Source organism: Cohnella rhizoplanae (assembly GCF_948329515.1).
GTDB classification, from domain to species: Bacteria; Bacillota; Bacilli; order Paenibacillales; family Paenibacillaceae; genus Cohnella; species Cohnella rhizoplanae.
The window spans coordinates 1-7,265 of record NZ_CAOJCN010000050.1 but is presented as its reverse complement, the minus strand read 5'-3'; the positions used below and the strand labels follow the sequence as shown (position 1 = coordinate 7,265).

Genomic DNA, 7,265 nt, shown 5'->3' with positions numbered 1-7,265 from the left:
CGTACCCATCTCGAACACGACCGTTAAGCCCTCCAGCGCCAATGGTACTCGGACCGCAGGGTCCCGGGAGAGTAGGACGCCGCCAGGCCGACAAGCAGCGCAAGAGAACCACCTTCTTCGGAGGGTGGTTCTTTTGTTGTGTGTGGAATTGGTGTGGGAATATGGGTGAAGTTTGGTAATGATACAGATGTTTTCGAGTCAGTTATTTGGCTGTGTTGCAGACGTTCGATGAAGGCGGCAAAGCGTGCTGAATACAAATAGCATATTCTGGGTCCACTAAGAACAGGTTGAGTCCATGAACTTACATAATCGGCACGTTACCGGTTATCAGACGACGTACGTATATAGGCAGCCTCGGGCTGGAATCGAATATTTCTAGCCGCTGTTAGGAAAAATATAGCCATTGGAGTTACTCTAGGGAGGCATCTTAGTGAGACGGTTGCGGAAATGGATACGCAAGAAACCCGAGTATCCAACCTTGCCGGAGGAAACGCATGACGGGGATGAAGCCAGTGTGTTGACTGCCGATCTGGACCGCAGCGAAGCGACGTTCCGTCGCATATTCACGGATTGCTCCGATCTGGTCCTACGCAAGATACGACCTGCCGGACAGCAGCGTAGGCTTGTTCTCTATATCGCCAGTCTCGTGGATGAACAGGTCATCGACGATCATATTCTGCAACCGGCGATGTCCCATCGCGAAGACGACGTTGCACGCGCCTCACCACGGAGCGCAAAATCGCTGGACGAGCAAATGATCTCCGCAGGACACACGAAACGTTCGTCCGAAATCAATGAGATCGTGCGTCAGATGTTAAACGGATATGCCGTGGTTCTAATGGAATCCGACGACCAAGCCCTGATGGTGAATGCAGACGGGGTGAAGCAGAGGAGCCTGGAGGAGCCTTCTTCCGAACCCGTTATCCGCGGTCCCAGGGATGGATTTATCGAGAATATCTCCACGAACATGGGCTTGCTTCGCGTAAGACTCAAAACCCCTAGACTTAAGATGGAGACCGTCACGATCGGAGAGCTGTCTCAGACCCAAGTCGTCCTTGTCTATATTGCAGGGATCGCTGCCGATTCGCTGATCGAGGAAGTCCGCGACAGGGTGAGCCGGATTCAGATCGACGCGGTTCTGGATTCCGGTTATATCGAGGAGTTTATTGAAGATCTACCATACTCCCCATTTCCGCAAACGCACAGCACGGAGAGACCCGATGTTGTCGCCGCAGAGCTGCTGGAAGGCAAGATGGCCATTTTAACCGACAACACGCCGTTCGCTTTAATTGTTCCCATGACGTTCTGGACAGGACTACAAGCGAGCGAGGACTATTATATTCGCTGGCCCGTGGCTACGTTTGTTCGATGGATCCGATTTCTTTTCATCTTCATTGCCATCTTCGCGCCTTCCTTATACGTGGCGGTAACGACATTCCATCAGGAAATGATTCCGACGAATCTGGTATTGAGCATTGCCTCCTCCAGGGAGGCCGTCCCTTTCCCGGCTTTGTTCGAAGCGCTGTTGATGGAAATCGTGTTTGAAGCGTTGCGGGAGGCGGGCATTCGGCTGCCCAAACAAATCGGACAAGCGATCAGTATTGTAGGAGCGCTCGTCATCGGGCAGGCGGCCGTGCAGGCCGGCATCATATCCGCACCGGTCGTCATTATCGTGTCGATCACGGGGATCGCCACGTTTACGATTCCGCGCTACAGCTTTGCGAGCGGGGTCCGGCTGCTGCGATTTCCCATTCTGTTTTTGGCGGGCACGCTCGGTCTGTACGGCATCGTTCTCGGATTTCTCGGCATCGTGCTGCACCTAGCCTCGTTACGTTCATTCGGCGTTCCGTACCTGTCCTCGCTCGCTCCCATCAATTTATCGAGCCTCAAGGATATACTCATACGAGCCCCGATATGGGCCAAAAGGCATCGTCAACAAGCAACGGGAAATGCTGATCTGGTCCGCGAGCCGGCGGGTCAAAAACCCGGTCCGTACCGGGGCAGACGTCCATCCGGGAACAGCTAGCAAGCCGCACGCGATGACCTACGGAGGGAAAGGAACCTCGGCATGAAGCGACTCCTGCACATCGGTTTACTCTTGTCCGTCTTGTTCCTTAGCGGTTGTTGGGACCGGACGGAGATCAACGACCTGGCGTTTATCACAGGGACGGCCTTCGATCTGACGGAGAGCGGCGAATATCATTTGACGGTCCAGATTGCCTTGCCCTCTTCTACGCCAGGAGGGGGTGCAGGCGAGGGGCCGCAACAAAAGTTTTTCGTATTGGCCGCGAACGGGAAGAATGTGAACGAGGCGTTTGCCATGATTCAGAAGAAGAGCTCGCGAAAGCTTTTTACCGCTCATCGCAGCGTGATCTTTATCGGGGAATCGCTGGGTCGTCACGGAATAAACAACGTGCTTGACGTCTTCGCGCATGATCCGCGCCAGCGGCTACGAACCTACATTATGCTTGTAAAGGGAGGAGAGGCGAGCCGCGTCCTGGATACGAAATACCCATTTGATCAAGTTCCCATGGAAGCGGTCAAAGAAATGGAGGGTCAACAAACCGAAGTCGCGGTAAACCTGCGGGACTTTTTCATATCCGCCACGAGTCGGGGGATCGATCCGATCATGGGCGTTATCGAGGTCGAATCGGAAGGAAAGGACCAAAACAAACCCGGCATGTTCAAGCTCTCGGGGTCTGGCGTGTTTAAGCAATTAAAATTGGTCGGACTGTTGGACGGTTATGAAACAGATGGACTGAATTGGGCGACCAATCATATGAAGGACGGCCGGATTAACGCGGAAATTCCAGGTACCAAAGGAAACGTCGGGATCTTGATAACCTATGCCAGCCGGAAGATCTCGATCGACACCCACGGTGATCGAATGCAATTCAAACTCCTGCTTCAAGGCAAAGGTACGATTATCGAGAATAATACGGAATTGGATGTCACCCGGCCGAAAAATGTCGCGCTTGTACAGCATGGACTTGAGAAAGCCGCGGAAAAGCAAGTCTCGGAAGCCTTGAACAAGCTTCAAAAGCAATTCGACGCGGATGCCGTCGGTTTTGGCCAAGCGTTGTACCGGAACAGTCCGAGGGAATGGAAGGCGGTAAAGAATCAGTGGGATCGTAAGTTTGCCGAAGCCAAGCTCAACGTTCAAGTAAAGCTGACGATCGGCGGCGCCGGAATGGTAGGTCCTCCCCTGCAATTAGACGAGAAGGAGATCAAAGAATGATCGGATACATCACCGGGTATTTAATCCTCGGGCTAATCGGGTCTATCGCTCGAATACGATCTTTGCTTTACAATCAGAAAAGAAAGGAAGCAGCCGTATACGGCTGCATCATGGCCGTGTCCCTCGCGATCGGTTCCTTGCAGCTCGCGCGGTGGCATCCGCCGAGCTTTATTCTTCCGGTTCAGCGTCTGCTCGAGCCCGTCGGCCGGTTCTTGCTAGCGCAATGACGGGGCGACCTTCCTTTTGGCCGAGTCGATCAGCAGAAGCAAGATCGGGATAAGGCTCTGATTGATAAAAGCCAAGACCGGGAATGTGAAGGCAAGATAGTTGAGCAAAGCGGAGGCATTGGGAAATATCCAGAAAGACCCGATCAGGGACAGCAGGGTAAGCGGAAATACGATGTCGCGGTAATGCCGCAATCCGAACAAATGGCTTACGCACAGGCTGAAAATAAACACCGACACCGTTACTTTTATAAAACACCCGATAACCCACGTGGAAACCGCGATCGCCTCCAGGCGTTCGAAGGACCCCTCGATCCCGATGTACTGGACGACGCTGAGGAACGAGAATGTTAGCTTGCCAGTCAACGGTCCGAGAATCATGATGGTTAGCATAATCAAGCTCACGGACAACAGTGTTATGCCGGCGAGCGCGATGATCGAAACCTTGCGGGCTTTGCCAGGCTGGTTGAAATAGGGCAGGAGCCATCCCAAAATAAATACTTGATTCATAAAACCGCCACCGGGATTGATCACGCCTTGCAACACAGGCCATATACCGTCCCCAAGAATCGGCATAAGTTGGTGGGCATTAGCTTCCGTAATCGTCAAAACCATTAGCGGGAGAAAAACAATGAGCATGAGAAGCGTAAGAAACTCATTGCATCTGGCGATTACTTCAATCCCCAACACCGCAGCCAAGCCGCATAAGCCGAGGAAGGTCAAGCTAATCACGAGCATAGGGCTTTCCGGCAGCAACAGCGTACTGATAAATCCCGTATGCTGCGTCGTAATGGTCGATATGGACACGAACCAATAGTAAGCGTAGTTGGCCGCCACTAGTTTTCCTAACCAGTTCCCGAGAATTTGAGAGCAATATTGCGTAATCGTCATTCCGGGGTATCGCGTCGCGAGCAAGCACATCACCCAAATCGTCACGAATCCGGTCACAGAGGACAGAATCTCGGAAATCCATGCATCCTGCTTGCCGAACATGACCGTGAACGAAGGAACGGTTAACAAATTCGTGGAAATGATGAATGTGAATATTAGGAATCCCATTTGAGTCCCGCTAATCTTCTCTGATACCTGCATGTGGTTTTCTCCATTTCCGGCGATTCTTTTCCAAGTTTGGACACTGGGCGCTCCGTTTATTCGTATCCAGGCATCCGACCGCAGTTAATTACTTGAATGTACATCTATTTCTGTAGGAATGAGGCCGATTGGATGGAACTTAGACATTTAAATTACTTTATCGTGACCTGCGAAGAATTGCATTTTACTAAAGCCTCCTTAAAGCTGGGAATCGCTCAGCCGTCCTTAAGTCATCAGATCAAAGCTCTTGAAGACGAGCTTGGCGTCCTCCTGTTTGACCGCATCGGGAAAAAAGTCGCGATTACCGAAGCCGGAATGATCTTGTACAGGCAATGTAAACTGGCATTCGGCCATTTATCCAACGCTAAAGAGCAGATTCAGGAGCTTCAGCAAATGGAGCGCGGCACGTTGTCGATCGGAGCGCTGCCCGGCGAGCTCAACCAGCTCGTCTCCTCGTTGCTGCTCGATTTTCATCGCGATTATCCCAAAGTCCGGATTAAGATTTTTGGCGTCGAAGATATAGATAACCGCATTCTGCAGAATGAATTGGACTTGGCCATTACCATTTTGCCTCTAGAGGATGAGAGGATTCATACGGTACCACTGTATAGAGAACGGTTTTATTTTGTCGTAACGCCGGACCATCCCTATGCGGGCCGTAATGCCATTGATTTCGAAGAGATTCTCAACGTACCGGTCGTGATGTTCCCCGAAACCCATCGGTGCCGCCAATTGGTCGATATGACTTGCTCCGAGGCCGGATTAGCGCTCAATCCCCTGATCGAAACGACAACGATCGAGTCCTTATTTAAACTCGTTCGTTCAGGCGCAGGAGGCACGGTATTGTCCAAAACGCTTTTTGAAATGTACGATTACGACGATTTGCTCCCTATTCCGATTCAGAATCCGACCCTAAGCCGGGAAATCGGCATAGCATATCGGCGCGATAAACACATGGGGGAAGCTGCTCGAGGTTTTATCGAACTGCTCACGGCGCATGTAAAGCAGCTCAAACAAGATACGTAACCGGAATCATAGCTTTCATCTATCGTTTCCATAGAAACAATGACATTGATCAGTAGATTTGATTCTCATACAATGGGGCAACAGAGATAATCGCTCTAGGCGAAAAGGAGGGCATTTCTATGGCTGCCGCAGAGAAACAAAGAAGTTTGGGTTCTATTCAATTTTTACCTGTCAATCTATTCGCGTCGGTGATGGGCGTATCCGGTCTGTCATTGGCATGGAGAGAGGCAAACGAGGTATTCGGTGCATCCACGGTGATCGCCGATATCATCGGCGCGTTAGCGCTCGCCATATTTATCGCGATGAGCGCCGGGTATCTTTCTAAATGGATACATTATCCGCAGAAAGTAAAAGACGAATTTACGCATCCCATCTCGGGCAACTTCTTCGGCACCATTTCGATTGCCGTCCTCTTGCTATCCTCCGTGGTGGGCAACTACAGTCCGACTTCGGGGCAAATCATCTGGATCGTCGGCACCGTCGCGACGCTAATCCTTTGCTATATATTCGTAGCGCGCTTGTTAAACGGGAATCATCAGCCGGGCAACGCCGTTCCGGCCTCCCTGATTCCGATGGTGGGTACCATTGATATAGCGGTGGCCGGAGGGACCATGCCCTTCCCGTGGGCGCATGAGATCAATCTGCTATCCCTCGCGATCGGCGGTATCGTGGCTTTAGTTTTCTTCACCTTGATCCTGTCCCGATTGATCCATCATGCTCCGCTGCCGGCAGGATTAATGCCCTCTTTGTTTATCATGAGCGCGCCGTTTGAAGTCGGTTTTCTTGGCTACACGAACTTCGAGCAACGAATCGATTCGTTCGCTTCGATCCTGTTCTACTTTGGCCTGTTTTTATTTATAGTTCTTTTCTTCAAGGTATTCAACAAGTCGAATCCGTTCGGCGCTTCCTGGTGGTCCGTAAGCTTTCCGATCGCCGCGCTCAGCATCGCCGCTTTAAAATACGCGATGTACGTGCAGTCTTGGCTGTTAATCGCCGTATCGGCGGTCGTACTGGCGTTGCTCAGCATCGTCATTATCGTTCTTCTGATCCGAACGTTGGACGTGCTGTTCAGGGGATCTCTGCTTAAAGGTTAACCCGTGAACGGGCATCGAATGCAAGCGCAGATCTGAAAGTTCGAAAAAACCGATTCCTGCATAGGGATCGGTTTTCTTATGAGACGGGGCGCACTGTGTTTCCAGTATAAACCTGTTGCGCCTATCTATCGATTCATGGTATATTCTTATTCCGGCCAAGAAATACTGAGTTGGCCAAGCAAGAGATTGCTCCTTGAAAACTGAACATCGAGCGTTAAAACAAACGGACGCTGAAGCCCTTCGAGGCGGAGGCAAAAGTTATACCAGCAATGAAATGAGCAAGTCGAACTACCACCTGTGCATTTTGACTTTCGTCGTTTCTAACGAAACGTCTATCGTCAAAAGCACTTATATGGAGAGTTTGATCCTGGCTCAGGACGAACGCTGGCGGCGTGCCTAATACATGCAAGTCGAGCGGATCTTGTTTAGGAGCTTGCTCCTGAACTTGGTTAGCGGCGGACGGGTGAGTAACACGTAGGCAACCTGCCCCCAAGACCGGGATAACATTCGGAAACGAATGCTAAGACCGGATAGGCAACGAGGTCGCATGACCTTGTTGAGAAACACGGCGCAAGCTGTGGCTTGGGGATG

The 7,265-nt window shown here is 51.3% G+C and carries 6 protein-coding genes and 2 rRNA genes; 7 read left to right on the top strand and 1 reads right to left on the bottom strand.

Going from position 1 to position 7,265, the window contains the following annotated elements; translation table 11 throughout:
* The 4 genes from rrf to PQG80_RS28660 all read left to right on the top strand — a co-directional run.
* Positions 1-88, top strand: a 5S ribosomal RNA gene (gene rrf / locus PQG80_RS28675); the annotation flags it as partial.
* A gap of 342 nt (positions 89-430) precedes the next feature.
* Positions 431-2,026, top strand: a complete 1,596-nt coding sequence (locus PQG80_RS28670) for a spore germination protein (RefSeq protein ID WP_271755270.1) — start codon at positions 431-433, stop codon at positions 2,024-2,026.
* Between the two features lie 42 nt (positions 2,027-2,068).
* Positions 2,069-3,238, top strand: coding sequence for a Ger(x)C family spore germination protein (locus PQG80_RS28665; protein WP_271755269.1), 1,170 nt, complete (start codon positions 2,069-2,071; stop codon positions 3,236-3,238).
* Entirely contained in the window at positions 3,235-3,465 is a 231-nt protein-coding gene (locus PQG80_RS28660; RefSeq protein ID WP_271755268.1) for a hypothetical protein, read from the top strand. The genes PQG80_RS28665 and PQG80_RS28660 overlap by 4 nt, the downstream gene beginning before the upstream one ends.
* On the opposite strand, the gene PQG80_RS28655 is transcribed toward PQG80_RS28660, so the two are convergent.
* Positions 3,454-4,554: a GerAB/ArcD/ProY family transporter gene (locus PQG80_RS28655; protein ID WP_271755267.1), complete on the bottom strand. Its 1,101-nt coding sequence runs from the start codon at positions 4,552-4,554 to the stop codon at positions 3,454-3,456. The genes PQG80_RS28660 and PQG80_RS28655 overlap by 12 nt on opposite strands.
* Positions 4,555-4,686: 132 nt before the next feature.
* On the opposite strand from PQG80_RS28655, the gene PQG80_RS28650 reads away from it, so the two are divergent.
* The 3 genes from PQG80_RS28650 to PQG80_RS28640 all read left to right on the top strand — a co-directional run.
* The gene (locus tag PQG80_RS28650; protein WP_271755266.1) at positions 4,687-5,580 is read left to right on the top strand and encodes a LysR family transcriptional regulator; all 894 of its coding nucleotides are present in this window, start codon (positions 4,687-4,689) and stop codon (positions 5,578-5,580) included.
* Between the two features lie 119 nt (positions 5,581-5,699).
* Positions 5,700-6,674 (top strand): SLAC1 anion channel family protein, encoded by a 975-nt coding sequence (locus PQG80_RS28645; RefSeq protein ID WP_271755265.1) that lies wholly within the window; start codon positions 5,700-5,702, stop codon positions 6,672-6,674.
* A 349-nt stretch (positions 6,675-7,023) separates the two neighbouring features.
* Positions 7,024-7,265: ribosomal RNA gene (locus tag PQG80_RS28640) — 16S ribosomal RNA — on the top strand; the annotation flags it as partial.